Genomic DNA, 24,989 nt, shown 5'->3' on the forward strand with positions numbered 1-24,989 from the left:
ACTTTGCTTTGGTCTCTGTTGTTATTTATTATTACCATTAGTATATTAGTTACAGTACACGAATTTGGGCATTTTTTCGTGGCAAGGCTATGTGGCGTTCGGGTTGAGTGTTTTTCCATAGGATTTGGGAAAAAAATATGGTCACATAAGTTTTCAGGTGGAACAGAATTTGTCATTGCTATGATTCCACTAGGTGGTTATGTTAGAATGCTGGACGGAAATGCGAAAAACTTATCAACCGACGAAGAAAAACTGGTTTTTGATAAAAAAAAGATATGGCAACGAGCAGCAATTATATTTGCAGGTCCATTTGCTAACTTTATTTTAGCTTTCATTCTTTATTGGATAATTTTTATGCTTGGTGTTGTTACCTATCCGGTTAAAATAGGCAGTACAATACCCGATACACCTGTTGCTACTGTGAATATCCCTTCAGGGGCAGAGTTAAAAAAGATTAATAATATACAGATTGAAAGTTGGAATGATGTAAATTTTGCATTAATGTCTATTTTAGGACAAGATGATGTGACGATTACCTATTTGATTAATGCTGGTAATAATCATCAAAAAGAAGTTAGTCAACGTGTTGATATTCGTCATTGGCATTTTGATATTGAAAAAGAATCAGCAATAAAGACCTTTGGGTTGGTACCTAAAACATTGGAAATTTATCCAATTGTGAGTAAAATTATACCAAATTCAGCTGCCGAAAAAGCGGGTTTACAAATTGGTGATAAGATTCTAAGTTATGATGAACACCCTTATGTAGATTGGAATGATTTTTCAGCTATAATAAAGAAAGGCAATCAAATAAGATTAAAAATTGAGCGTGAAAATAAAAATCTTTACCTTGATTTAACGCCGTCAATACAGGCAAATGGTGAAGGTATTGCGGGGCTATATCCTACCTCGGAAGCAGTCATTAAGCAGTATGGATGTTTAGAAGGGTTTGGCAAAGGATTAGAACAAACAGTGTTAACTACTCAGTTAACAATTCGTTCTTTTTATCAGTTAGTAACAGGTGTTATTGGACTTAATCATTTATCAGGACCAATAACAATAGCAAAAAGCGCAGGGCAAACAGCAAGTTATGGTTTCACACCTTACTTATATTTTCTGGCATTTATTAGTATAAGTTTGGGGGTAATCAATCTTGTTCCATTACCAATGCTAGATGGTGGGCACCTAATTTTTTTATTATTTGAAAAAATAAAAGGTAAAAGCTTATCAATTAAAGCAAAAGAACGTTTTTATCGTTTCGGATTTGCTTTTTTACTGGTAATAATGGGGATTGCACTATTTAATGATGTTTTACGATTGTGATGGAATGAGGTTATAAACATTTACAATGAAAAAAATAAATAAATTACTTATAGCATCTTTGCTGTTTAGCACAACAGCAGTATATAGTTCCAATGCATTTTGTGTTGATGATTTTGTAGTAAAAGAAATCAAATTTGAAGGATTACAACGGGTAACTCAAGGGGCAGCATTGCTTGATATGCCAATCCAAGTTGGTGATTATGTTAGTGAGTCTGATTTGGGGCATATTGTTAAATCACTTTACTCGAGTGGAAACTTCGATAATATTACTATTTCTAGAGATGGTAATAGCTTAATCATTCATGTTGAAGAGCGTCCAACCATTGCGAGTATTACTTTTTCAGGTAATAAATCAATTAAAGATGATATGCTGAAAAAGAATTTAGATAGCTCAGGTATTCGGGAAGGCGACGCACTTGATAGAACCATGCTTTCTGCCATGGAAAAAGGGCTAGAAGATTTTTATTATAGCGTCGGTAAATATAATGCTCGAATTAAAGCTGTTGTCACACCATTATCTCGTAACCGCGTTGATTTAAAGCTAGTTGTAGCGGAAGGTAAATCAGCGTTAATCGATCAAATCAACATTGTTGGGGCTAAGGCATTTTCGTCCGAAGAGCTAATTTCACGCTTTTCACTGCGTGATGAAGTGCCGTGGTGGAACATGCTTGGCGATCGCAAATATCAAAAACAAAAATTAGCTTCTGATTTAGATGAATTACAAAGCTTCTACTTAAATCGAGGTTATGCACGTTTTAATATTGAATCCACGCAAGTCAGTTTAACGCCAGATAAGAAAGGTATTTATGTCACTATCAATATTCATGAAGGTGAACAATATAAATTATCTGATTTTGACTTCAAAGGGGATTTTGCCGGACATAAGGATGCGATTACTAAAATAGCAAAAGAGCGTGTTTCAACGGGTGATCTGTATAATGGTAAAAAAATTACTGATATTGAAGATAATGTAAAACAGCTACTTGCAAATTTTGGTTATGCTTATCCAAAAGTCAGTATTCAACCTGAAATGGATGATTCAACGCATACCGTAAAATTAATTATGTTTGTTGATGTAGGGCCGCGTTATTATGTTCGTAATATCAACATTGAAGGTAATACCATAACAAGTGAAGGTGTTATCCGTCGTGAACTTCGTCAAATGGAAGGTTCTTGGCTGAGTAATGGACTTGTAGAATTAGGTAAAGATCGCTTAAGTCGACTAGGATTTTTTGAATCAGTAGATGTTGAAACTGAGCGTGTTCCGGGGGCCGAAGATCAAGTTGATATTACTTACAAAGTCGCGGAGCGTAACACAGGTAGCATCAAACTTGGTGTCGGTATTGGTTCTGATAGTGGTATTAGTTTTAATGCTGGTATTTCGCAAGATAACTGGTTAGGTACGGGTAATAGTGTTTCATTCGATGTAAATACGACAAATACCGATAAAACTGCATCGATATCAGTTGTAAACCCTTACTTTACTATTGATGGGGTGAGCTTAGGCGGAAGCATTTATTACAATACTTATAAAGCAGATGATGATGATGATGAATCTGTTTATTCAAGTAAGTTATGGGGTGCATCAGCTAATTTAGGTTTCCCAATTAGTGAAAATAATTTTATCCGTTTTGGTAGCGAGTATGCTAATCGGAAATTATCCGATATGAAACCACAATATGGTATGTGGCGTTACTTCCATTCAATGGGTGAAAACACTAAAAATAAACACTCCATGACCTATGATACTAATGATTTATTATTAAATGCGAATTGGACATATAATTCATTAAATCGTGGTTATTTCCCGACAGAAGGTTTAAAAGTATCGGCTAACGCAAAAATTACGGCTCCAATATTTGATAACCGCTTCTATAAAGTGGTTGCAGATGCATCTTATTATTATCCTCTTGATAACGATCATAATTGGGTATTCTTAACGCGTGGTCGATTAGGTTATGGAAATGGTTTTGGTGGAAAACAGCTACCATTTTATGAAAACTTTTATGCAGGTGGTTCGACCGTGCTTCGAGGATTTAAATCCAATACTGTTGGGCCTAAAGCAGTCTATTTTAATAGAGCAAACTGTAGTAATTTAAATAATACTTCAGGATGTGTAGAGTCTAAAGATGCGGTAGGTGGTAATGCATTAGCGTTTGCAAGTGCTGAATTAATTGTTCCAACGCCTTTTATTAGTGAAAAGTATTCCGATAGTATTCGAACATCATTCTTTGTTGATGCAGGTACGGTTTGGGATACCGAATGGAACTTAAAAGGTAATCATTTGCATGATTACAGTTCTCCTTCAAATATACGAGTTTCGCTAGGTGTTGCAGTACAGTGGATGTCACCACTTGGACCATTAGTATTTTCTTACGCAATACCGCTTAAGAAATATGACGGCGATTCGTCTCAACAATTCCAGTTTAACATAGGTTCAACATGGTAAAACCATGTTGTAATTAAATGAAATACACATAGGTGAAAAAAGTGAAAAAAATTATATCTATTATTAGTCTTAGTGCAGCGCTTCTTTATACAGGTATAGCTAATGCAGAAATAAAAATTGGTGTTATAGATGTGATGTCTGTATTACAACAAATGCCTCAACGGGAAGCCGTTGGTAAAGCATTAGATAAGGAATTTGAATCACAAATCAAATCGTTACAAGATCAAGAAGAAAAAGCGAAGAATGCAAGTGCTCGTTTGAAAAAAGATGGTCCAACACTATCTGCATCGGAAAAAAGCAAATTAAATAAAACAATTGCTGATTTTGAAAGTAAAGCAAAAGATTTTTCAATAAAATATCGTAAACGTGAAAATGAAGAAGCAGAAAAATTATTGAAACAAATTCAAAGTGCAGTTAAAGAGATTGTTGCTACTGAAAAATATGATCTTATTTTGAAAGCCGAAGCAGCACTTTCTGCCTCTGATGCCGTTGATATCACTGAAAAAGTATTGGAAAAGGTCAAAAAATAATGTTGGCTTGTCGTTTAGAGCAACTAGCAAACTATCTTGACGCACAATTACACGGTAATGCAGATATACTCATTACCGGTATAGCTTCAATGAAAAGCGCTGTATCTGGGCAAATCACTTTTTTGGCGGATCAAAAATTGCAAAGCAAATTAGCAGAATGTAAAGCTTCTGCTATTGTGATGACTGAAGATAGCCTTAAGTATTGGCACGGTGCTGCATTGATTGTTAAAAATCCTTATCTTGCCTATGCAAAATTAGCACAATATCTTGATACAACCCCCGATCCTGCCAAAGATATCGCGCCTTCTGCTGTGATCGACCCTACCGCTCAATTAGGCGCTAATGTTTCGGTCGGTGCTAATGCCGTTATCGAAAGCGGTGTACATTTAGGGGATGGCTGTATTATCGGAGTGGGTTGTTTTGTAGGAAAAAATACGACTATTGGTGCCGACACTAAATTGTGGGCTAATGTAACTGTTTATCATAATTGTGTTATTGGTAAAAACTGCCTGATTCAATCTGGAACCGTTATTGGCTCTGATGGATTTGGTTATGCGAACGACAAAGGTAAATGGATTAAAATCCCTCAACTTGGACGTGTTATTATCGGTGATAATGTCGAAATTGGGGCATCAACTACGATAGATCGTGGTGCACTTGATGATACCGTGATTGGTAATGGGGTGATTATTGATAATCAATGCCAAATTGCCCATAATGATATTATAGGTGACCATACTGCCGTTGCTGGTGGTGTAATAATGGCAGGAAGTCTGACTATAGGACGTCATTGTTTAATTGGTGGCGCAAGTGTAATCAATGGACATATGGAAATTTGTGATCAAGTCACAGTGACTGGAATGGGCATGGTTATGCGCCCGATCACTAAGCCAGGCGTTTATTCATCAGGTATTCCATTGCAAGAGAATAAAATATGGCGAAAAACCGCTTCATTAGTTTTACATATTGATGAAATGAATAAACGCTTGAAATCACTTGAGAAGAAACTATTAAATAGCTCGACGTAGCCAGTTTCGGTCGGTATAATGCCAACCTATTTTATAATTTTTTTAAGCCCAAATATCATTGATGATTTATTTATGGGCTGAATATATTCAATAATTCCGAGGTATAAAGATGCAAGTTTCGGTAGAAACAACACAAGGTTTAGGTCGACGTTTGTCAATTACTATTAAAGCTGAAAATATTAAAAAAGCTATTGATAAAGAATTAGTTAATACGGCTAAAAAAGTTCGTATTGATGGTTTCCGTAAAGGAAAAGTGCCTTTAAAACTTGTTGAACAGCGTTACGGTGCTTCAATTTTACAAGAAGCATTAAGTGATTTAATGCAAAAAAGTTTTATTGATGCGATTATTCAAGAAAAATTAAATCCAGCTGGTGCTCCAACTTATACTCCTAAAGAATATAAAAATGGAGAAGATTACACATTTAACGTTGAATTCGAAGTTTATCCTGACGTTAAAGTTAAAGATTTAGATAAAATTGAAGTTGAAAAACCTGTTGCAGAAGTTGTCGATGCAGATGTTGAAACTATGATTGAAACACTACGTAAACAACAAGGTACTTGGAAAGTAACAGAACAAGCTGCAGGCGAACAAAATCGAGTGACTTTAGATTTTGTGGGTAAAGTAGATGGAGAAGAGTTTGAAGGTGGAAAAGCTAATGATTTTGCATTAGTTTTAGGACAAGGTCGAATGATCCCAGGTTTTGAAGATGCGATTATTGGGCATAAAGCAGGTGATTCGTTTGATATTAATGTAACCTTCCCGGAAGATTATCACGCTGAAAACTTGAAAGGTAAACCAGCTGTATTTGCTGCAACATTGACAAAAGTTGAAGAGCTTGAACTTCCTGAGCTGACTGAAGATGTTATTAAACGTTTTGGTATTGCTGATGGAACAATCGAAAGTTTACGCGCTGAAGTTCGTAAAAATATGACACGTGAACTTAATGCGACAATTCGTAACAAAATCAAATCACAAGTTATCGATGGATTGGTTAAAAATAATGAAATTGACGTTCCAACTGCGTTAATCGATCGTGAAGTTGATGTATTACGCCAACAGGCTTTATCACGTTTTGGTGGCAACATGAAACAACCAATGGAACTACCAAAAGAGTTATTTGAAGCTGAAGCAAAACGACGTGTCAGTATTGGATTATTATTCAGTGAAATTATTGAAAGTAATAAACTCAAAGCTGATGAGGCTCGTGTGCAAACATTGATTGATGAAATAGCAACGGCTTATGAAGATCCTAAAGAAGTGATAGAATATTACCGCAAAGATAAAAAAGCGATGGACAATATCCGTTCTGTAGCGCTAGAAGATCAAGTTGTTGATCTGTTATTAGCTAGTGCAAAAGTAACTGATAAAAATTCTTCATTTTCTGAATTAATGAATCAGCAAATGGCTTAATTAGCAGTTTTATTCAGTTTAAAAAAATTACTTTAAAGCCCAAATAAGGATTATCTGTTTGGGCTATTTTGTTTAATTAGGAGATAAAAATGCCGTTAGAACCATTTATGAGTGTTATACCAATGGTGGTTGAGCAAAGTTCTCGTGGAGAGAGGGCTTATGATATATATTCACGTTTATTGAAAGAGCGGATTATATTTTTAACAGGTCAAGTTGAAGATAACATGGCTAATTTAATTATTGCTCAAATGCTATTTTTAGAAGCCGAAAATCCTGAAAAAGATATTCATCTCTATATCAATTCACCTGGTGGTGTAGTAACAGCAGGAATGGCAATCTATGATACGATGCAATTTATCAAACCTGATGTTAGCACTATTTGTTTAGGCCAAGCTTGTTCAATGGGGTCTTTACTTCTAACTGCCGGTACAAAAGGAAAACGTTACTGCTTGCCTAATGCTCGAGTGATGATCCATCAACCATTAGGTGGTTTTCAAGGTCAAGCTTCTGATATACAAATTCATGCTCAAGAAATTTTACAGGTTAAAAGTCGATTAAATAAAATTATGGCGATGCATACAGGTCAAGATATTAGCGTGATTGAAAGAGATACAGATCGTGATAACTTTATGTCTGCTGAAAAAGCGGTTGAATATGGTTTAGTGGATGCCATATACAGTAAACGATCTTAATAACAGACTAGGTAGGTGGTTAAAGTGAATAAAACAAATTCCGAAAAATTACTTTATTGTACTTTTTGTGGTAAGAGTCAGCATGAAGTTCGTAAACTCATTGCAGGGCCATCATCTATTTATATTTGCAACGAATGTATTGGTTTGTGTAATGATATCTTGAAAGAGGAAACTAAAAACTTTCTTTCCCATGAAGAGTTTATCAGTAAACCTTTACCAACTCCTCATGAAATTCGTGCACATCTTGATGAGTACGTTATTGGTCAAGATCGCGCCAAAAAAGTATTATCTGTAGCGGTTTACAATCATTATAAAAGGTTACGCAACTATTCTAATCCGAGAGATGTTGAATTAGGTAAAAGTAATATTTTATTAATTGGACCAACAGGTAGTGGAAAGACATTATTAGCTGAAACATTGGCTCGATATCTGGATGTTCCTTTTGCAATGACCGATGCCACAACGCTAACGGAAGCGGGTTATGTGGGCGAAGATGTTGAGAATATTATTCAAAAATTACTACAAAATTGCGATTACGACGTTGAAAAAGCGCAACGTGGTATTATTTATGTAGATGAAATTGATAAAATTTCACGAAAATCAGATAATCCATCAATCACACGGGATGTGTCGGGCGAAGGTGTTCAACAAGCATTGTTAAAAATTATTGAAGGTACGGTTGCATCCGTTCCACCTAAAGGGGGACGTAAACATCCTCAACAAGAATTTTTACAAGTTGATACATCAAAAATCCTATTTATTTGTGGTGGCGCATTTAGTGGCTTGGATAAAGTCATTGAAAATCGTGTTTCAACTAATACAGGAATCGGTTTTGGCGCTGATGTTAAAAGTACCAAGCAAAAAGCTTCTGAATCTGAACTGTTAGCCCAAATCGAAGCTGAAGATTTAGTGAAATTTGGCTTAATTCCAGAATTTATTGGACGGTTACCTGTGATTGGTACACTATCTGAACTGGATAAAGATGCGCTAATCAGTATATTGACTGAACCTAAAAATGCATTAACTAAACAATATCAAGCATTGTTTGATTTAGATGGTGTAGATCTTGAGTTTTCTAAAGAAGCTTTAGACGCCATAGCCGTCAAAGCGATGCAACGTAAAACAGGGGCGCGTGGTTTACGCTCGATTGTTGAAAATATTTTATTAGATACGATGTATGATTTACCATCAGAAAAAAATATTAAACAAGTGATTGTTGAACAAGACACGGTTGAAAAATCTCAACCACCTAAGCTAGTGTATCGAGATAACACGAAACTTTTAGCTTAATGATAGAAATAAACTGCCATGAAAGTGGCAGTATACTGATGAAAAAATTGTATAAGTAAAACTAAACATTATGAGTGATTGAATTCGTCAAGGCTTTTAAGGAATAATATGTTTTAAACAATAATAAAATAGGCTTGAATATCTCAAAACAATCCCAATATCTACCTAATAAGTTTGTATTACCAGAGAGAACAATATGAAAACAAAACAAACTAAATCAATGATTATGCCTATTTTACCATTACGTGATGTTGTTGTGTTCCCACACATGGTGATCCCTCTCTTTGTAGGACGAAATAAATCTATACGTTGCCTTGAAAGTGCAATGGAAATGGATAAGCAAGTTTTTCTTGTTACCCAAAAAAATCCATCGCAAGATGATCCAGATATTGAAGATTTATATGAAATTGGCACGATAGCAAATATTCTACAATTACTCCAATTGCCAGATGGCACAGTGAAAGTTTTAGTCGAAGGCGTAGAGCGAGCTAAAATAGTTGATATTGTTGATCAAAATGATGATGACTTTTTAATTGCTAATATTAAACCACTTAGTGAGAAAAAACGCGCTCAAGATCTCAATGAAGCGCTTGTCCGCGTTGTATTATCTAATTTTGAAGAATATTCAAAACTCAACAAAAAAATCACACAAGAAGTGGTTGATTCAATTCGTTTAATAAAAGAACCTTCACAATTATCAGATTCTATTGCGGCAACGCTATTTTTGAAAGTGGATCAGAAACAACAAATTCTAGTCACAGCTGATTTAGAAAAACGTTTCGAATTGCTTATTGCAATGATGGAAGCTGAAATCGATTTGTTGCAAGTTGAAAAAAATATTCGTCAGCGTGTTAAACAACAAATGGAAAAAGCGCAGAAAGAATATTACTTAAATGAACAAATCAAAGCTATTCATAAAGAATTAGGTGATATTGATAATAAACCTGATGAGTTTGAAGAGTTAAAAACCAAAATCACTAAAGCAAAAATGCCAAAAGAAGCCACAGAAAAAGCTATTGCTGAACTTAATAAACTTAAGATGATGCCAGCAATGTCAGCGGAGGCGACCGTGGTACGTGGTTATATTGATTGGATGTTACAAGTTCCTTGGCATAAACGAAGTAAAGTGAAAAAAGATATTGAAGCCGCTCAAAAGATTCTAGATAAGGATCATTATGGACTTGAGAGAGTCAAAGACCGAATTTTAGAGTATTTAGCTGTGCAAGGACGAGTCAATAAAGTAAAAGGTCCTATTTTATGTTTAGTTGGACCACCAGGTGTTGGTAAAACTTCGCTTGGTCAGTCAATAGCTAAAGCAACAGGGCGAGAGTATGTCCGAATGGCTTTAGGTGGTGTACGTGATGAAGCAGAAATACGTGGACATCGACGTACTTATATCGGTTCTATGCCGGGTAAATTAATTCAACGTATGGTTAAAGTTGGGGTGAAAAATCCATTATTCTTATTAGATGAGATTGATAAAATGGCATCTGATATGCGTGGAGATCCTGCTTCTGCCTTATTAGAAGTTCTTGACCCAGAGCAAAATAATGCATTTAGTGATCACTATTTGGAAGTTGACTATGATTTATCCGATGTGATGTTTGTTGCAACGGCAAATTCAATGAATATTCCTGCTCCATTACTTGATAGAATGGAAGTGATTCGACTTTCTGGTTACACAGAAGACGAAAAATTGAATATTGCTAAACAACATCTAATTGCTAAACAGATTGAAAATAATGGCTTAAAATCAAAAGAAATTGACATTGAAGATTCTGCCATTATCGGTATTATTCGTTATTATACTCGTGAAGCAGGTGTGCGAAGTTTAGAGCGTGAAATAGCCAAAATTTGTCGCAAAGTTGTTAAACAATTAGCGCTAGATAGTAAATTGAAAAAAGTGAAAGTCACGCAAGCTAATTTAGCAGAGTTCTTAGGCGTGCAACGTTTCGATTATGGAAAAACGGATAATGAAAACCGAATAGGACAAGTTATTGGACTTGCCTGGACAGAGGTCGGTGGTGATTTGTTAACTATTGAATCTGTCAGTGTTCCAGGTAAAGGAAAACTTACCTATACTGGATCATTAGGTGATGTTATGCAAGAGTCCATTCAAACTGCATTAACAGTTGTTCGTTCTCGAGCGGAGAAATTGGGTATCAATAGTGATTTTTATGAAAAACGTGATATTCATGTGCACGTGCCAGATGGTGCGACACCAAAAGATGGTCCAAGTGCAGGCATTGCTATGTGTACTTCATTAATATCAACATTAACGGGTAATCCTGTTCGTTCTGATGTTGCAATGACAGGCGAGATCACATTGCGTGGAGAAGTGTTACCAATTGGTGGTTTGAAAGAAAAGCTTCTTGCAGCACATCGTGGTGGCATTAAAACTGTGTTAATTCCAATGGATAATGTCAAAGATCTGGAAGACATCCCAGACAATGTTAAATCTGAAGTTGAAATTATACCTGTAAAATGGATTGATGATGTTATAACCGTTGCACTTCAAAATAACCCATTTGGAATGGAACCTGTTACCAATAAAGTTACTTTAAAACAACCGACTAAAAAGGCCATTAAAAAAGTAAAAGGGAATGTTGAAGTGCCAGCTCGATTAAATTAATTATCTAAATTTTAAAAAGATCAACGCATGTTGATCTTTTTTTTGCTTAACATTCTGACAATAGCCTATTTTAGTAAATATGCTATACTTGCCAAATTAATTATTGGTTTTATGGAGAATCTTTAGAAATGATGGAAACAATCCGAGCAGCTGCAAACCATGTAGCTGTTAAAATTATATTCGCTATAATTATTATAAGTTTTATTTTTACCGGCGTGTTCAGTGGCGGTAATAGTGCACGTGATGAACAAATATATATAGCGAAAGTGGATGGTGAAGGGATTAGTCGAGCGCAATTTGAGGCTCAGGCTAGTGCAGAATCATCAAGAGCGATGGGTGATAGCACTTTTATTAAACAAATTCGTCGAGATGTTCTTGCTGATCAAATTAATAACTATCTCGCTTACCAATTATCTAAAGAGCTCAACCTTAATATTAGTGACGATCGTTTAAAAGAAATGATTAGCAAGCAAAAGGAATTTTTTGAAAACGGAAAGTTTAGTAATCAAAAATATTTAAATCTTCTTGCGGCAAATAACTTTACACCAGAGGCTTATGCGGAGTCTATTAGAGCAGCTGCACAGCGACAACAGCTTATCAGTTCATTAATCTATAGTGATTTTGTTGTACCAAATGATTCTGATTTTTCACAATTACTTGATCAAACAAGAACTATTTATGCCGCGCCAATCAGTTCTTCTATTGTCAAAATGGATGATGTCAATATTACGACTGAAGATGAGCAAAAATACTATGATGAGCATAAAAATTCTTTTTTTAGAAAGGAAAGAGTTAAATTTAAATACATAGCAAATTCTAAGCAAGATTATCTAAACACTATCAGTATTGATGATAAAGACATTAAAAAAGAATTTAATGATAACCTAAAGGAATATACCTATCCTGCCAAAAAATCGTTTAGTGTGATTTTTGTAAAAGACTATAATCAAGCTGAAGATATCGTCAAAGACCTATCATCGGGAACCGAATTTTCAACAGTATTGAAGAATATTAATCAGAATGAAGATGTTTCTCCTTATGGCAAAAATGGTTCACTAGGTTGGTTTGCTGATAATGATGACTTACCACAACCTTTTAAAGAGGCAAATTTACATAATATTGGTGAAGTTTCTAAACCAATACAAGTCGAAGGTGGTTATGTCATTGTCAAACTAGATGATTTACAAAAAGCTAAATCTATGGATTATGATTATGCAAAATACCAAATTAAGACCAAGCTTCAAGAAAATAAAATTCAACAACATTTTGAAAATGCTGAAGATAAAATGAAGTCAGCGCTAGTTAACCATTCTAACGATTTCGATGCGATAGCTAAAGAGGCTGGTTTAGACGTTAAAGAAACAGATTGGACTTATTATAATGATGCAAGTTCAATTGCTCGTTATCCAGAAGTACGAGATGTCATATTTAGTAGCGACATGATTGCTGATGATAAAGTGACGGGTAAAATTTCAGAAATAATACCTGTAGGACGAGATTTAGACATGTCAGATTTTATCATTCAAGTTGTCGATTATAAACCTGAAGGAATTGCTTCATTTGAAGAGGTAAAAAACGAAATACATCAAAAACTTTATGATGATATTGTTGATAGTCGTTTTAAATCAACAGTGGATGATATTGTGAAAGAGTTAAATGTAAAAGGCACATCAAAACAAGTACAATTTTCTACCAATTATACCTTGAAAAGAGATTCTAATGAACCTGATAGGAAAGTGGTTGATATGGTGTTTAATTTAGTTCCTTCTGCAACCGATAAACGTGTCTATGGGGTTGAACACATCAATAAACATGATGCTTATATCACGGTATTAACACAAGTTAAAGATGGTGAGTGGCAAGATGTTTCATCTTATTTACTGCGTTATTATTTGCAAAATACCTATAATTCTTTAGCTACGGATATGCGTTCTAAAGCAAAAATTGAAATTATGCCAAACTCAAATTTGTGATATACATCGAAAATTTGATATAGACACTGTTAAAACTAAAAGCCACTTGTGTGGCTTTTCTCATTTTTATAACAAGTTAAATCGTTTCATTAAATTAAATGAGATAGTGCTAACGCAAATTTAATTGCGTAACTATTTTAGAGGTTAATTATATGAAACGAATTTCATTATTTGGTATTTTACTATCGTCTTTTATCTTTTCATCAATCAGTTTAGCGGAACCAACGCCAATATCACCCGTTAAGCAAGAACAAAAGCAGACCATTCAAGTTAATATTAATACTGCGTCAGCGCAAGAACTGACAAAAATATTAACAGGAATTGGATTAAGTAAAGCTCAAAAAATTATTGAATATCGTGAAAAATTTGGACCATTTGTATCGGTTGAACAACTTAAAGAAGTCTCTGGTATCGGGCAAGCCACTCTTGATAAAAACATCGGGAAAATAGCATTGTGATATTATTTTCCACCAATTCATATTGGTGGAAAATGCCTAACCCTAATAATCTACCGGATCGACATCTATATTCCAACGTACTCGTGAACTTTCTCCCCACTTTTCAATGTTAAGGATAAGTTTATCCAATATTTCTTGTAACAATTTGCGATTAGTATGTTGTAAAAGTAATTGCCACCGATGGTAGTCCGCTTTTTTGGCTTGATTTGCTGGCATCGGGCCAAGTTGCCATAAACCTAAATCACAGTTTGCTCTTAACCAGTCATGAATTTTTTGTAAAAAAATGGGAGCATAATGATTATTACGATCTGCTGCACGGATCAATACTTGATAGCTAAAAGGGGGTAACTGTGTTAATTGACGTTCGTGTAGTGTTACGCTTGCAAATTTTTGATATCCCTCATTTAATAAAATATTAAGAAGTGGGTGATCTGGATGATAGGTTTGCAAAATAACTTCGCCAGCTTTAGTTGCCCGACCTGCCCGACCAGAAACTTGAGTATAAATTTGTGCAAATCGTTCTGTTGCTCTAAAATCACTTGAAAATAGCGCTCCGTCTACATCGATAATTCCAACTAAAGTAACATCTGGAAAATGATGGCCTTTCGCTAAAATTTGAGTGCCAACTAAGATATGAGCTCCGCCTTGTTGAATATCATGTAAATAATTATTCAATGCGCCTTTTTTACTGACTGTATCGCGATCAATGCGACTAATTTTAATATCGGGGAATAAAACTTCGAGTCTTTTTTCAAGCTGTTCAGTTCCAAATCCAATTGGCACGAGGTGAGTCGATCCACATTTAGGGCATTGTTGAGGAACAGCTCGTGGTGTATCACAATGGTGACAACTCAATTTGTGCTGTTTGTGATGATAAGTATAGGGTCTGTCACAACGAGGACATTCTGCAATCCAACCACAGTCATGGCAGATCAGTAATGGTGAAAAACCCCGTCGGTTTAAAAAGAGCATGACTTGATTATTATCAGATAAGTGTTTCTGGATTTGCTCAATTAATGGCTGTGATAATCCTGCATCGAGGGTTAAACCTCGAATATCTAAAATAGACTGTTTAGCCAGCGTTGCATTACCCGCTCTTTCAGTAAGCTGGAGCAACTGATATTTATGATAGATAGCATTTTTGAGTGTTTCAAGTGAAGGCGTTGCAGAACCCAACAAAATCGGAACATTTTCAATTTTGGCTCGGATTATTGCTAAATCTCGAGCATGATAGCGCCAACCTTCTTGTTGTTTATAAGAGCTATCATGTTCTTCATCGATAATAATGATACCTAACTCTTTAAATGGTGTAAAAAGTGAAGAGCGTGTTCCAACGACAATAGCTGTTTCGCCATTACGACTTCTTAACCATACCCCCAGTCTTTCTTTGACCGTTAATCCTGAGTGTAAAATGTCAATCGGTGCATTAAAACGTTGTCTAAATCGGGTAATGGTTTGTGGTGTAAGACTGATTTCAGGTACTAATACCAATGCTTGTTTTCCCATTGATAACACGTGAGATAAAATATTTAAATAGACTTCAGTTTTGCCTGAACCGGTCACTCCCTCTAAAAGAAACACATTAAAATTATCAATCTGTTTATTGACGCTTTGAATGGCATTTGATTGTTGTGCATTGAGTTCAATTGCAGTTGTATTTGTTGAATAGCAAGTTTGCCATTCAGTACTGTCTGGTAAACAACGGACTTGTTCTATTAACTGTTTTTTCTGTAATGCAAGATAGACAGCTGAATTAAAGTCGGTTTCTTGTAGCGTATCATTTTTTAATGCTAATAATAGTTGTTTTTGTTTGGTCGCACGAGGCATTGAGTCTATATTGAACTGCTTACCAAGCTCAGTTAATTGCCATTTTTTAATTTCATCCTTACTTGCTGCTCGTCCTTGTCTTAATAAAATGGGTAAAGCATGAAATAACACCTCACCTATTGGATAATGATAATAACTTGCTGCCCAATTTAATAATTGCCATATTGAATCATTAAATATGGGTGATTCATCAACAATTGATTTTATGGATTTCAAATGACTAATATCAACATCGGTATGTTTATCGATATTAACAATTATGCCTATTGCATCACGATGACCAAAAGGAACCTTCACCCGCATACCAATTTGAGCAGGCATAGTTAATTGATAATCATAAAGTTGGTGTAATGGTACAGGTAAAGCTACATGAGCGATAAGCATGAAAAATCACATCAATGGTTAAATTAAACTCGTATTGTACGTAAAATTAAATGAACTCGCAAAAGCTACACCATGAAATCTAATTTTAAGATGTGAAAAGTGGTTTCAAGTTGTAAAATTTGCTATCTTGATCTTATCGGATTTTTGATGACTATGAAAGGGATAAAAGATGTCAGAGTTATTTTCACATATTAATCAGCGTGGTGATGCGCACATGGTTGATGTCTCAGAAAAAAAAATAACAACGCGAGAAGCGAAAGCAGAGTCAATAATTTTAATGAGTGAAAAAACATTAAATATGATTCTAGAAGAAAAGCATCAAAAAGGGGATGTGTTTGCAACAGCACGAATTGCTGGAATTCAAGCAGCAAAAAAAACTTGGGAACTGATTCCTTTATGTCATCCATTATTATTAACTAAAATTGAAATCAATATTCAAGCAGATATTGATAGAAGTTGTATAAGAATTGAATCTTTTTGCCGATTAAATGGGCAAACCGGCGTTGAAATGGAAGCGCTGGTTGCTGCCTCGGTTGCCGCATTAACTATTTATGATATGTGTAAAGCAGTACAAAAAGATATGGTAATAACACAAGTAAGGTTGCTATCAAAAACAGGTGGAAAATCTGGTGATTTTGTTGCACAAACATAGAAAAAGAACATCATGAATAAAATTATTTTTTTTGCTCAAACCAGAGAGTTAGTTGGAATAGATACTATTGAATTGAATGCCGAACACTGGTCTATTTCCGAACTTATTGAGCATCTTAGTCAACGCGGTGATAAGTGGGCATTGGCATTAAAAGAACAAACAGTATTATGTGCAGTGAATCAAACATTTGCGGATGTTAACTATATTATTCAATCAGGCGATGAAATTGCATTTTTCCCGCCCGTAACGGGAGGATAAAATGGATATAATTAAAATTGACGATGAATCGATTAATACTAATGACATTATTAGCTGGCTTTCTGAATTACCACAAGATGGTGCGGTGGTAACATTTATTGGTAAAGTTCGTTGTACAGAAAAAAAAACCATTGGACTTTATTTGGAGCATTATGCGGGAATGACAGAAAAGGTATTGAGCAATATTATTGTACAAGCTCGACAACGTTGGCAATTGAGTCGAATCGCTGTCATTCATCGAGTGGGTAATATTAAAACCAATGAAAAAATTGTATTTGTGGGCGTGAGTAGTGCACATCGTTCAGATGCATTTGCGGCAGCTGAGTTTATTATGGATATATTAAAAAATGAAGCGCCATTTTGGAAAAAAGAAAATACTATTGATGGTAATAATTGGGTTGAAGCAAAAAAATCTGATGTTGATGCATTGAAAAAATGGTATTAATTACTATTTACTATATAATAGCTATGTTATGTCAATTTATTTTTAATGAGAGGTAAGGAATGGCAGGATATACTCCTAATGGTTCAATTATTGAACAATCCGGTAGCCGTGTGCAAACATATATGAGTCATGTTTATGGTTGGATGACGGTAGGTTTGCTTTTAACGGCAATGATCGCGTGGTTTGCATCAACGAATGTGCAACTTATGCGAGTATTATATAACATAATGTGGATTCTATTGATTGCTGAGCTTGGATTAGTATTTGTTATCTCTGGTTTAATTAACCGATTATCAGGTGCAGCGGCGACAACATTATTTATGTTATATTCAGTCTTAAATGGTTGTACTTTTTCTATTTATTTCCTTGTTTATACCTCATCTTCAATAGCAAGCGTCTTCTTTATCACTGCGGGTATGTTTGGTGCACTTGCATTTTATGGGTATACGACAAAACGTGATTTATCCGGTTTTGGGCGTTTCCTATTTATGGGATTAGTTGGTATTATTATCGCTTCGATCGTAAATATATTTTTACAAAGTGAACCATTAATGTGGGCAGTAACCTATATTGGTGTTTTTGTTTTTGCAGGGTTAACAGCGTATGACACTCAAAAATTAAAAGAATTAGGCGAAAACATATCACAAGATGACCCAAATATGTTTAGACGTTATGTTATTCTTGGAGCATTAACGCTTTATCTTGATTTTATCAACTTGTTTATTTTGTTGTTAAGAATTTTTGCTGATCGTCGATAGTTTCAAATTTATTCATATAGTAAGGGCTCTTTTGAGCCCTTATTGCTCTCGTTGTAATCCAACTTTTAAGCATCAACTTTTCTGTAAATGGAATTTTAATTATATCTTACTGTATTATCTAATTGATATATGGCTGAATATTTTTAAAAGTAATCAATTATTATGAAAAAATTATATACATTTATTTTAATCAATACCTTTATCTCATCCATAATTGCAATCAGATACTTTTTGATACCAGGAATCACGTTTTCATGGCAAAGTGGTTTTTTTTCATTTTTTGCCGTGCTAGGGCATTTTTTTTCATTATATCTTCTGATTTTTTTGATTCTCGTTTCTTTAATTTGGTTAAAAAAATGTTATTTTAATACTATTGCTGCTTTGTTGGTTAGTTTAGCGCAGATAGTATTATTTTGTGATACGATTGTTTTTCAACAATATCGCTTTCATATTAATCAATCGGTTCTTTCATTAGTCTTTTCTGGACAAGTGGTAGACTTTTCAACTATTACTTATATTGTAATGTTAGCACTTGCCACTTTAGTATTTTGTATCGAATTACTTATTCTGTGTTTTTTAGATAAAAAGATGACTAAATCAAAAGATCATCGAAAGAAGACACGAATGATTGTTATAGCCACAATCATGTTATTGGGTTCTGCGTTAATTAGTCATGTAATCCATATGGTGGCTTTCTATTATGCTTATTCACCCATTATGGTAGTTAAAGAGTATCTTCCTCTTTATCGTCCCTTTACTTCAAAAAAAATCATGGGTTTTTTTGATAAAGCAGGGGAGCGTAAAGTGATTAATCAGTACACCAAATCAAGTGCAAATATCTATTATCCTAAAAATAGTTTAGTGATTGATCCTGAAAATAAAGAAAAAATGAATATTATGTTTATTGTCTTAGATTCATGGCGTTACGATACTTTCAATGAAGATAATTCACCCAATACCTATCGATTTGTTAAACAAAATAATGGTGTCATTTTTGATAATCATTATTCAACAGGTAATGCAACCCGTACTGGAATTTTCGGATTATTTTATGGTATCCCTGGTACTTATTGGGATGCATTTTTGCGTAATAGTATTCCTTCACTTTTTATTACTACTTTACAGCAACAAAATTATAATATTGGTATTTTTACCTCTGCTAAAGTTTCGTCTCCTGAATTTGACCGCACAGCATTTGTAACCATTAAAAATTTGAGAATTAGCAGTCCAAATGGTACGCCTTCATATCGTGATAAACAGATGACCAATGATTGGCTAGCTTGGTATCAAAATCGGGATACCTCTAAACCGACTTTTTCGTTTTTATTTTATGATGCTCCTCATGGTTATGATTTTCCGAATGACTTTGAAGTAAAGTATAAACCCGTAGGCGATATAAATTATATCACCTTGAATAATAATACTAACCCACTGCCAATTCTTAATCGTTATAAACAGAGTGTCTATTATGATGATTATTTGATGCAAAATATTTATGATGAACTAAAAAAATCGGGAACACTCAATAATACATTAATAATTATTACGGGTGATCATTCTCAAGAAATTAATGATAATGGACTAGGGTTCTGGGGGCATAATGGGAATTATACCGATGCACAAACTAAGGTGCCTTTTATTATCATTGGAGCGAAAGATCTAAAAATTCTTCAGGAAAATAGTCAACGTTTGACAAGTCATGAAGATGTTGTACCTTCGTTAATGAAACATTATTTACATGTTCAAAATGACATATCTGATTATTCAACAGGGTATGATCTATTTAGTCCAATCACAGATAGAAATTGGTTGTTAATGTCAAATTACAGTTCTTATGCGGTACGAACGTTGGATAATATCTATTTTGTTAATCGAATGGGTATTAGCCATTATATGGATTCACGAAATCATGAAGTTGATCAAACGCCAAACTATCAATACATTCAAGATGCGATGAATAAAATGCGATACTTTTATCAGGAAGGTAATAAATAAAATTATGCCACCAAAATTTTGGTGGCATAAGATGATGTTATTTAACATCAGCACAATTCAGACAATAAATATAGCGATTTTGTTTATCGGTAAATTTATCCCATAAAGAGACTTGTTCACGAATTTGTTTTACTTCAGGAAGTTTTTCAAATAAAACTTCCGCCGTTGATTTTGGTAACATAGCAATCATATCTGAATAAAAGGCGCTAAACCAGTTGACTTCCGGTTTTTGCCAATCAATTCGATAGTCAGTTAAATTAGCTAACGTTGCGGCGATTTCAATGGCATCATCAAAATCACCTAGTTTATCTACTAACCCATTTTTAAAGGCTTCTTCACCTAGCCAAACTTGGCCTTGACCAATTTTATCCACTGCTTCTGTGGTCATTTTACGTGATTTTGCCACTAAAGAAATGAATGTACTATAACCATTATCAATATTCATCTGTATGAGTTGATTCATCTCTTCAGGCAAGTTTTTAGCAAAGTTATTATTTGCCAATGGAGAAGTTGACACGCCATCACTATAAACCCCTATATGAGAAAGCGAGTTTTCAAAAGTTGGAATCATACCAAAAATACCAATAGATCCAGTTATCGTATTAGGGCTAGCAACAATATAATCCGATGCCGTTGAAATCCAGTATCCTCCTGACGCAGCCATACCACCCATTGAAACCACAATAGGAATTTGATATTCATGTAATGCTTCAAGTTCGCTACGAATGGCTTCTGATGCTTCTACACCGCCACCAGGACTATTGACTCTTAACACAACAGCTTGAATGTTATTGTCGGTTAAATTTTCACGAATTGTTCTGAGTTGATCAACAATTTCTTGACTGCCGGCGATATTGCTATCATTTTCACCATCTGAAATCGTACCATTCACAAAAACTATAGAAATAAGCGGTTTAGAAACTGAATTAGTATCCTGTTTTTTATCATCTTTTAATTTGTAGTCATAAATACTGACTTCAGGTAAATCTTTACCTTTTAGAACAAATTCATAAAAATCTTGTTCAAAAAGGTAATCCGATTTTACGAAATCCACTAAACCATTTGATAACGCATACTGACTCATGCTGCCATTAGCCTCGTGCAATCTAGTTAGCATGGTTTCCGGACTAGGAACCAGTTGTGATGGTGCTTGTTTTCGTTGGGAAGCAATATCATTTAAATAATTATTCCACATCAATGTTAACCATCTTGTGGTATTCGCTTTTGCTTCAGCAGACATATCATTACGGATAAAAGGCTCGATAGCTGATTTGTAAGTACCAACACGGAAAACATGCGTGTTCACTTTTAAATTATCCAGTAAAGTCTTGTAGTATAGGTTATTAGCAGCAAGCCCATAGACATTAATGGCACCTTGCGGGGTAAGAGAAATTTTATCAGCATAACTTGCTAAATAATATTGGCTTTGATTAAAGTTTGTGCCTGAGGCATAAATGGGTTTATTCGCCTTTTTAAATTTAGTGAGATATTTACCTATATATTGTAGTGAACTCAAATCTGCCCCAACAAAATTATCTAATCTTAATACCATATTTTCAATATTTGGATCTGCGGCAGCTTGATCTATCTTTTGTGTTAATTCAAATAAACTGTTTTCTCGAGCAAGATTTACTCGTTTTCCATATATCTTGTTTTGTAAATGATAAATATCATCATTATAAAGTGTGCTATCAACAATAACACCTTCAAGATCTAAAACTAATGTGCCATTTTGTGGAACGTCGTCTAAACTTTGTGATTCTTTAAATAATGCAATAAAACTTGAAATGAGTAATATGGCAATCAAGAATATAATGTTAAAAAAAAGCTCTCTTAGGAAATTGATAACTTTCCATATGGATTTAATGACGGATAAAACAGACATAGTAAATGACCCTTTCATAATGATTTATCTAATTTTTTAGCTTCAATATTTCTTTTTTTAAAATACTTCTTATCTTCAAATCTTAAACAAGTTAATTTTCCACCCCAACAACATCCCGTATCAAGTGCAAAAATATTTTCTGGCGTACCTTTACCATTCAGTGCCGCCCAATGTCCAAAAACGATACTATATTCAGGCGGTATTTGACTAGGAATTAAAAACCAAGGTTTAAGTTTTGTTGGCGCTTGCTCAGGTGGTTTTTTATAATAAAAATCAAGTCGACCATCATCATAACAAAATCGCATACGTGTTAACGCATTGGTGGCATAACGTAGACGATCAAAACCTTGTAAATCCGATGACCATTCATCCGGAAAGTTTCCATACATTTTGTCAAGAAAGAGGGGATAAGAATCGCTAGATAATATTTTATTGAGATCATCAGCACATTTTTTTAATGTTTCCATATCCCACTGCGGTGAGACACCTGCATGGGTCATAATGATTTTTAACTTTTCATCAATTTGAACTAAAGGCTGTTTACGTAACCAATTCATCAATTCATCATAGTCTGGTGCATTGATCACCTCTTCAAGATTATCTTTCTTTTTAGGCGGCGTAACATTAGCATAAACTGATAACAAATGAAGATCATGATTACCTAATACCAGCCGAATTTGGCTGGTATTCGTTTTGACAAATCTTAAAACTTCTAATGATTTAGGGCCTCGTGCTACAAGATCACCTGTTAGCCATAACGTATCGGTTGAGGAAAATCCAGCTTTTTCAAGCAATCGCATAAACTCATCATAACAACCATGAATATCACCGATAAGTAAGTTTGCCATGACATCATTTCCATGCGTTGGCAAGCTGGCAATATTGCTGCACAGTTAAATTTTCAGCTCGTAGCGTTGGATCAATATCTAATTCAATGAGTTGTTCTACAGAGAACATATTGGATAAGCTATTACGAATCGTTTTACGCCTTTGGTTAAAGGCTTCAGTAGTTAATCGAGAAAGTATCTTAACATCATTAACTAAGTAAGGTTTTTGCTTATAAGGGATTAATTTAACTACCGCCGAATCAACTTTAGGCGCAGGTTTAAAAGCACTCGGAGGAACTTCTAAAACGGGAATGATTTGGCAATAGTATTGTGCCATAACACTCAATCTACCATAATCTTTGCTATTCGGCGCTGCGACCAAGCGTGTAACCACCTCTTTTTGTAGCATAAAATGCATATCAGTGATGATATTTGCAAATTCAAAAAGGTGAAACATTAAAGGTGTGGAAATATTATAAGGTAAATTACCAAACACGCGTAATGGTTTACCTAATTCAGTTGCAAGTATATTAAAGTCATAATTAAGTGCATCTTGTTCGATTACGGTCAACTTGTCAGTTAATAAAGGATTTTGTTTTAGTCTTTCCGCCAAATCACGGTCAATTTCTATGACAGTAAGGTGATCGACAAGTTTACTCACGGGTATAGTTAGTGCTGCAAGACCAGGCCCAATTTCAACAAGTGCCTGATCTTTATTAGGTTGAATTGCGGCAACAATACTTTCAATAATATAATCATCATGTAAAAAGTTTTGCCCAAAACGTTTACGGGCAAAATGTCCTTGGTGAACTCGATTATTCATTATCATCTACACCTTTGATTTTGATATATGCGTCACCTTTTAACTCTTGAATCCAGATTTGAGATTCTTCAGCAAATTTACGATTAAATATAAGTCGATAAGCATGATCTTGTTTTGCTGATTCGGTTTTGTCTGCCTTTCTGGTATCGAGTAGCTGAATTAAATGCCAACCATAAGCAGATTGAACAGGCTGACTGATTTCACCTTTTTTAAGTTTAAGTAATCCATTTTTAAAGCCGGTATCATAACGTTCTGGCATACTCCAACCTAAATTACCGCCGTTATCGGCTGAACCGGGATCTTCAGAATACGCTTTCGCTGCTGCTTCAAAAGTGGTAGCACCACTCACGATTGCTTTTCGAATGTCTGTTAATTTCTGTTTAGCTATTTGGTCTGTAACAAGGACATTTGTTTTAATCAAAATATGACGAGCATCCACTTCTTGAACAGTAATTGCTTTTGGTTTTTCAGTGCGAGTATCATCAACTTTTAAAATATGTAATCCTACCCCAGAACGAATTGGTCCTATGATGCTATCCTTAGGTGCACGAACTAAACGTTCTTCAAATATCGTTGGTAGCTCGTTGAGTTTACGCCACCCCATGTTACCGCCTTTTAAGGCAAGATCATCGTTTGAATATGAGGCAGCCAGTTTAGCAAAATTTTCGCCTTTTTTAGCTCGATTGATTACATCCCGTGCTTTTTCGGTTGCAACATCAACTTGTTGTTTAGACGCTTTCTCAGGAATAGCAATTAAAATGTGACTAATCTTTACGCTTAAATTATTCGTGAGTTGTTTGGTCAAACTTTTTGATAGATTTTCCACTTCTTTGTCAGAAATATTGATACGATGTCTAACTTCATTCATACGGGTTTGATCAATTAGCATATCGTTATGAATACGTTCACGATAAGCTGAATAACTAATTCCCATCGTTGATAACTTACTGCGTAATTGATTGACGGTCATGCCATTTTCACTTGCAATCTGAGCTATTGCTTTAGTTACTTCATCATCATTGACTGTAATTTTAGCTTTAGCTGCTTTTTGTAATATTAAGTTTTCAACAATTAAACGATCAATGATTTGTTGACGAAGTATTTTATCATTCGGTAAATTGTTAGGATTTGTGCTTGCTTTAATGGTTTTAAGCATTTCTTGAACATCACTTTCTAAAATGACGTTATTATTGACAACAGCAGCAACCTGCTCAATAACGCGTGGCGCAGCATTTGCTGTTAAAGGATTAAGCAAACCAATACTTAAACTTAAATTTAACGCAATAATTAGTTTTAATAATTTCATATTTTTAACTCATTTTTTTGCTATAGTGTCATTGCTATAGTAA

Annotated in this window: 20 protein-coding genes; 15 read left to right on the plus strand and 5 right to left on the minus strand. The window is 34.6% G+C overall.

Annotation, left to right across the window (positions count from 1 at the left end; translation table 11 throughout):
- Nucleotides 1–3: 3 nt before the first annotated feature.
- The 10 genes from rseP (at nt 4) to J3U35_RS10845 (ending at nt 13,786) form a co-directional block, all read left to right on the plus strand.
- Nucleotides 4–1,323: an RIP metalloprotease RseP gene (gene rseP, locus J3U35_RS10800; RefSeq protein ID WP_267361329.1), complete on the plus strand. Its 1,320-nt coding sequence runs from the start codon at nt 4–6 to the stop codon at nt 1,321–1,323.
- Nucleotides 1,324–1,348: 25 nt separating this feature from the next.
- Nucleotides 1,349–3,772: an outer membrane protein assembly factor BamA gene (gene bamA / locus J3U35_RS10805; RefSeq protein ID WP_267361331.1), complete on the plus strand. Its 2,424-nt coding sequence runs from the start codon at nt 1,349–1,351 to the stop codon at nt 3,770–3,772.
- A gap of 41 nt (nt 3,773–3,813) precedes the next feature.
- Nucleotides 3,814–4,302 carry an OmpH family outer membrane protein gene (locus J3U35_RS10810; RefSeq protein WP_267352403.1) on the plus strand — a complete coding sequence of 163 codons (489 nt, stop codon included), beginning with the start codon at nt 3,814–3,816 and terminating at the stop codon, nt 4,300–4,302.
- Entirely contained in the window at nt 4,302–5,330 is a 1,029-nt protein-coding gene (gene lpxD / locus J3U35_RS10815; protein WP_267361332.1) for a UDP-3-O-(3-hydroxymyristoyl)glucosamine N-acyltransferase, read from the plus strand. Before J3U35_RS10810 ends, lpxD begins: the two co-directional genes overlap by 1 nt.
- 109 nt (nt 5,331–5,439) lie before the next feature.
- Nucleotides 5,440–6,741 (plus strand): trigger factor, encoded by a 1,302-nt coding sequence (tig, locus tag J3U35_RS10820; RefSeq protein ID WP_267352401.1) that lies wholly within the window; start codon nt 5,440–5,442, stop codon nt 6,739–6,741.
- Nucleotides 6,742–6,830: 89 nt separating this feature from the next.
- On the plus strand, nt 6,831–7,433 hold the full coding sequence (gene clpP, locus J3U35_RS10825; protein ID WP_065558960.1) for an ATP-dependent Clp endopeptidase proteolytic subunit ClpP: 603 nt from the start codon (nt 6,831–6,833) through the stop codon (nt 7,431–7,433).
- 24 nt (nt 7,434–7,457) lie between these two features.
- Complete coding sequence (gene clpX / locus J3U35_RS10830) at nt 7,458–8,723, plus strand: ATP-dependent protease ATP-binding subunit ClpX (protein WP_267361334.1); 1,266 nt, start codon at nt 7,458–7,460, stop codon at nt 8,721–8,723.
- Between the two features lie 196 nt (nt 8,724–8,919).
- Nucleotides 8,920–11,355, plus strand: coding sequence for an endopeptidase La (lon, locus tag J3U35_RS10835; RefSeq protein ID WP_267361336.1), 2,436 nt, complete (start codon nt 8,920–8,922; stop codon nt 11,353–11,355).
- A gap of 128 nt (nt 11,356–11,483) precedes the next feature.
- Nucleotides 11,484–13,328, plus strand: coding sequence for a SurA N-terminal domain-containing protein (locus J3U35_RS10840; protein WP_267361338.1), 1,845 nt, complete (start codon nt 11,484–11,486; stop codon nt 13,326–13,328).
- Between the two features lie 152 nt (nt 13,329–13,480).
- Nucleotides 13,481–13,786: a ComEA family DNA-binding protein gene (locus J3U35_RS10845; RefSeq protein ID WP_267361340.1), complete on the plus strand. Its 306-nt coding sequence runs from the start codon at nt 13,481–13,483 to the stop codon at nt 13,784–13,786.
- Nucleotides 13,787–13,828: 42 nt separating this feature from the next.
- Here J3U35_RS10845 and priA read toward each other — a convergent pair whose 3' ends face one another.
- Entirely contained in the window at nt 13,829–15,997 is a 2,169-nt protein-coding gene (gene priA / locus J3U35_RS10850; protein WP_267361342.1) for a primosomal protein N', read from the minus strand.
- A gap of 169 nt (nt 15,998–16,166) precedes the next feature.
- On the opposite strand from priA, the gene moaC reads away from it, so the two are divergent.
- The 5 genes from moaC to J3U35_RS10875 all read left to right on the plus strand — a co-directional run bounded on the left by moaC (nt 16,167) and on the right by J3U35_RS10875 (nt 20,105).
- Nucleotides 16,167–16,649 carry a cyclic pyranopterin monophosphate synthase MoaC gene (gene moaC, locus J3U35_RS10855; RefSeq protein ID WP_267361344.1) on the plus strand — a complete coding sequence of 161 codons (483 nt, stop codon included), beginning with the start codon at nt 16,167–16,169 and terminating at the stop codon, nt 16,647–16,649.
- Between the two features lie 12 nt (nt 16,650–16,661).
- Nucleotides 16,662–16,907, plus strand: coding sequence for a molybdopterin synthase sulfur carrier subunit (gene moaD / locus J3U35_RS10860; protein ID WP_267361346.1), 246 nt, complete (start codon nt 16,662–16,664; stop codon nt 16,905–16,907).
- 1 nt (nt 16,908) lies between these two features.
- A complete protein-coding gene (moaE, locus tag J3U35_RS10865) occupies nt 16,909–17,352 on the plus strand; it encodes a molybdopterin synthase catalytic subunit MoaE (RefSeq protein WP_267361348.1) in 444 nt (147 codons plus the stop codon).
- Between the two features lie 59 nt (nt 17,353–17,411).
- Complete coding sequence (locus tag J3U35_RS10870; RefSeq protein WP_267361350.1) at nt 17,412–18,110, plus strand: Bax inhibitor-1/YccA family protein; 699 nt, start codon at nt 17,412–17,414, stop codon at nt 18,108–18,110.
- A 162-nt stretch (nt 18,111–18,272) separates the two neighbouring features.
- On the plus strand, nt 18,273–20,105 hold the full coding sequence (locus J3U35_RS10875; protein WP_267361352.1) for a sulfatase-like hydrolase/transferase: 1,833 nt from the start codon (nt 18,273–18,275) through the stop codon (nt 20,103–20,105).
- A 37-nt stretch (nt 20,106–20,142) separates the two neighbouring features.
- On the opposite strand, the gene sppA is transcribed toward J3U35_RS10875, so the two are convergent.
- From sppA to surA, 4 genes are read right to left on the minus strand one after another with little or no spacing between them, the layout of a single operon-like run.
- Nucleotides 20,143–21,990 carry a signal peptide peptidase SppA gene (gene sppA, locus J3U35_RS10880; protein ID WP_267361354.1) on the minus strand — a complete coding sequence of 616 codons (1,848 nt, stop codon included), beginning with the start codon at nt 21,988–21,990 and terminating at the stop codon, nt 20,143–20,145.
- A gap of 14 nt (nt 21,991–22,004) precedes the next feature.
- Nucleotides 22,005–22,838, minus strand: a complete 834-nt coding sequence (gene apaH / locus J3U35_RS10885; RefSeq protein ID WP_267361356.1) for a bis(5'-nucleosyl)-tetraphosphatase (symmetrical) ApaH — start codon at nt 22,836–22,838, stop codon at nt 22,005–22,007.
- Nucleotides 22,839–22,842: 4 nt separating this feature from the next.
- Complete coding sequence (gene rsmA, locus J3U35_RS10890; RefSeq protein WP_267361358.1) at nt 22,843–23,640, minus strand: 16S rRNA (adenine(1518)-N(6)/adenine(1519)-N(6))-dimethyltransferase RsmA; 798 nt, start codon at nt 23,638–23,640, stop codon at nt 22,843–22,845.
- A complete protein-coding gene (gene surA / locus J3U35_RS10895) occupies nt 23,633–24,946 on the minus strand; it encodes a peptidylprolyl isomerase SurA (protein WP_267361360.1) in 1,314 nt (437 codons plus the stop codon). Before surA ends, rsmA begins: the two co-directional genes overlap by 8 nt.
- Nucleotides 24,947–24,989 lie beyond the last annotated feature (43 nt).

The sequence above is a fragment of the Gilliamella sp. B2717 genome (assembly GCF_026536675.1).
In the GTDB taxonomy this organism is placed as follows: Bacteria; Pseudomonadota; Gammaproteobacteria; order Enterobacterales; family Orbaceae; genus Gilliamella; species Gilliamella apicola_I.

Excerpts from the sequence above, each read along its gene's own strand:
- bamA (WP_267361331.1), top strand. The coding sequence starts at position 1,349 with ATGAAAAAAATAAATAAATTACTTATAGCATCTTTGCTGTTTAGCACA.
- lpxD (WP_267361332.1), top strand. The coding sequence starts at position 4,302 with ATGTTGGCTTGTCGTTTAGAGCAACTAGCAAACTATCTTGACGCACAA.
- tig (WP_267352401.1), top strand. The coding sequence starts at position 5,440 with ATGCAAGTTTCGGTAGAAACAACACAAGGTTTAGGTCGACGTTTGTCA.
- clpP (WP_065558960.1), top strand. The coding sequence starts at position 6,831 with ATGCCGTTAGAACCATTTATGAGTGTTATACCAATGGTGGTTGAGCAA.
- lon (WP_267361336.1), top strand. The coding sequence starts at position 8,920 with ATGAAAACAAAACAAACTAAATCAATGATTATGCCTATTTTACCATTA.
- J3U35_RS10840 (WP_267361338.1), top strand. The coding sequence starts at position 11,484 with ATGATGGAAACAATCCGAGCAGCTGCAAACCATGTAGCTGTTAAAATT.
- J3U35_RS10845 (WP_267361340.1), top strand. The coding sequence starts at position 13,481 with ATGAAACGAATTTCATTATTTGGTATTTTACTATCGTCTTTTATCTTT.
- priA (WP_267361342.1), bottom strand. The coding sequence starts at position 15,997 with ATGCTTATCGCTCATGTAGCTTTACCTGTACCATTACACCAACTTTAT.
- moaC (WP_267361344.1), top strand. The coding sequence starts at position 16,167 with ATGTCAGAGTTATTTTCACATATTAATCAGCGTGGTGATGCGCACATG.
- moaD (WP_267361346.1), top strand. The coding sequence starts at position 16,662 with ATGAATAAAATTATTTTTTTTGCTCAAACCAGAGAGTTAGTTGGAATA.
- moaE (WP_267361348.1), top strand. The coding sequence starts at position 16,909 with ATGGATATAATTAAAATTGACGATGAATCGATTAATACTAATGACATT.
- J3U35_RS10870 (WP_267361350.1), top strand. The coding sequence starts at position 17,412 with ATGGCAGGATATACTCCTAATGGTTCAATTATTGAACAATCCGGTAGC.
- J3U35_RS10875 (WP_267361352.1), top strand. The coding sequence starts at position 18,273 with ATGAAAAAATTATATACATTTATTTTAATCAATACCTTTATCTCATCC.
- sppA (WP_267361354.1), bottom strand. The coding sequence starts at position 21,990 with ATGTCTGTTTTATCCGTCATTAAATCCATATGGAAAGTTATCAATTTC.
- apaH (WP_267361356.1), bottom strand. The coding sequence starts at position 22,838 with ATGGCAAACTTACTTATCGGTGATATTCATGGTTGTTATGATGAGTTT.
- rsmA (WP_267361358.1), bottom strand. The coding sequence starts at position 23,640 with ATGAATAATCGAGTTCACCAAGGACATTTTGCCCGTAAACGTTTTGGG.
- surA (WP_267361360.1), bottom strand. The coding sequence starts at position 24,946 with ATGAAATTATTAAAACTAATTATTGCGTTAAATTTAAGTTTAAGTATT.